Below are 2531 nucleotides of genomic sequence, written 5' to 3' on the forward strand. Positions count from 1 at the left end.
GGGTAAGGATATAGGTTATCTCCCGGGAAGTGAGAAAGAGAAACTTAAACCATGGATGCAGCCGATATATGATAATATTGATTTTCTATCTGAAAACAAGGAAGACAAGGCTGGTGAAAAGGTGGTAATGGGTCTGGAGTCCATGGGACTTTTAAAAATAGAGGCTCTGACATATATCAGAGGTAGGTCCATACCGGCTGGCTTCATAATAATAGATGAGGCACAGAATCTCACTCCACTTGAGATAAAAACCATAGTTACAAGAGCCGGAGAGGATACAAAGATCGTATTCACAGGGGATCCGGAACAGATAGACAGTCCTTATCTAGATGCAAACACAAACGGCCTGACTTATCTGGCAGAAAAATTTAGAACAGTGGATATATCAGGACATATAACTCTCAAAAAAGGTGAGAGATCAAAGCTGGCAGAGCTGGCGGCGAAGCTTTTATAAAAAGAAATAAAATTATAATTTTATATTATTTTAAGAGAGCCCTTTTAGATTTTCTGGGCTTTCTTAAATTTAAATTAATTTTTTTAAAAATCAATTGACAGACGAGAGAAGTTGATGTAACATATATACTATAAATTCGATTTCGAAACAGAATATAAGAAGTGAATGGTTTTTCTTTGAAATAAAATAGAGTATCCCTTTATTTTAACTACGAAGAAGCAGAACACCAATTTACTTTCATTATTATGATACATAATATGGGAGTAGTTCGGTGTTTTTTTTTATAAAAATTTTTTAAAAAAAATATATATTAGGAGAGTGAGAGGTATGAAAAAAATCATTAAGATGCTTGGTATGCTAGGGATGATAGTGGCTCTGGCAGCATGTGGAGGGAAAAAAGAAGAGGAGGCTTCAGTAATTAAAATCGGTTCAATTCTTCCGTTGACCGGTGACATTGCAACTTTTGGGGAATCTTCTAAAAACGGACTTCTGATTTTACAGGATGAGGTAAATGAAGCTGGAGGAATTAATGGTAAAAAAATAGAATTTTTATTTGAAGATGATGAAAATAAACCTGCAAGTTCTGCAAGTGTGGCCCAGAAACTTATAAATAATGATAAAGTAGTGGCTATAGTAGGATCGATAGCAAGTAAATGTAGTATAGCAGTGGGTCCTATTGCAACACAAAGCAAAATACCGATGATAACACCTACATCTACAAACCCTAAGGTAACTACACAAGGTGGAGAATATGTATTCAGAGCTTGTTTTATAGATCCATTCCAAGGAAAAATCCTTGCTAAATTTTCCACAGAAGACTTAAAAGCAAAAAAAGCAGCGATACTTTATGATGTGGCAAATGATTACAGTAAAGGTCTAGCTGAGTTCTTTCAAAAAGGATTTGAAGAAGCTGGAGGAGAAATTGTAGCGGTAGAAACTTACAATACCGGAGATTCTGACTTTAATGCACAACTTACAAAAATAGCATCCCTTAAACCAGAAGTATTATTGCTTCCTGACTACTATAATACTGTAGGATTAATAGCAAAACAGGCTAGATCTACAGGAATAGACGCAGTATTTTTAGGAGGAGACGGTTGGGATTCACCAGACCTATTTACTGTAGGTGGAGAGGCAATAAACGGAGGATACTTTACAAACCACTATTCTCCAGAGGACACATCTCCTGAAGTTGTTGCATTTAAAGAAGCTTACGAAAAAAGATTTAATGCTATACCAAGTGCTTTCTCGGCTCTTTCTTATGATGCAGGAAAAATATTAATCGCTGCAATTGAAAAAGCAGGTTCTACAGATGGAGAAAAAATAAAAGAAGCACTTAAGGCTACTGATATAACTGCTGTATCTGGAAATATAAAATATGACGAAGACAGAAATCCTATAAAGGGAGCTGTAATCTTAAAGACTAAAGACGGTGCTCAGGAATTTGTTAAGAAAATTAACTTTTAATTTAATGAAATTCAGAAAAAATACGGAATTTTAATTTGAAAAAGGCAACCTTTCTCTTTTAAGATGCAGAGAAAGGTTGCTTAATATTAAAAGTGTTGAATCCATAAGGTTTTATGGAAGGAAAATCACAGCTTATCTTTGGTACTTGATTCATGTAATTTTATATATGATTGTACAAGTTGGAATATAAAAAAGTTCTTACTGTGATTTATTTAGAGAAACACCATAAATTAGATATAGTAGAATTACATGATTCAAGTAAAGATAAAATTTAAAAATGAGGTGAAATTATGGAAATTATACAACAAATTCTAAATGGTTTGGCTCTGGGAAGTGTATATGCTTTGATAGCCATAGGATACACAATGGTTTACGGAATAATTAAGCTTATAAATTTTGCTCACGGGGACATCTATATGGCTGGGGCTTACTTTGGATACGTGGCAGTGTCTAGGCTCAATCTTGGATTTATACCTGCCCTCATAATGGCAATGGCACTGAGTGCACTGCTGGGAATAATAATAGAAAAGGTGGCTTATAAGCGTCTCAGAAATTCACCTAGAATAACACTACTTATAACTGCAATAGGTATGTCTTTACTCCTTGAGAA

The 2531-nt window shown here is 34.6% G+C and carries 3 protein-coding genes; all 3 read left to right on the forward strand.

What is annotated here, in order from left to right; translation table 11 throughout:
* A partial coding sequence (locus ABZA26_RS12450; RefSeq protein WP_372714836.1) for a PhoH family protein occupies nucleotides 1–454 on the forward strand: 454 nt, incomplete at its 5' end.
* A 327-nt stretch (nucleotides 455–781) separates the two neighbouring features.
* On the forward strand, nucleotides 782–1921 hold the full coding sequence (locus tag ABZA26_RS12455; RefSeq protein ID WP_372714837.1) for an ABC transporter substrate-binding protein: 1140 nt from the start codon (nucleotides 782–784) through the stop codon (nucleotides 1919–1921).
* A gap of 290 nt (nucleotides 1922–2211) precedes the next feature.
* Nucleotides 2212–2531, forward strand: a 320-nt coding sequence (locus ABZA26_RS12460; RefSeq protein ID WP_372714838.1) for a branched-chain amino acid ABC transporter permease, incomplete at its 3' end; no start/stop codon positions are given.

The sequence above is a fragment of the Ilyobacter sp. genome (genome assembly GCF_041583315.1).
GTDB lineage: Bacteria > Fusobacteriota > Fusobacteriia > Fusobacteriales > Fusobacteriaceae > Ilyobacter.

Bases quoted from the DNA above. Each gene is read 5' to 3' on its own strand.
- ABZA26_RS12455 (WP_372714837.1), top strand. From the start codon at position 782: ATGAAAAAAATCATTAAGATGCTTGGTATGCTAGGGATGATAGTGGCT.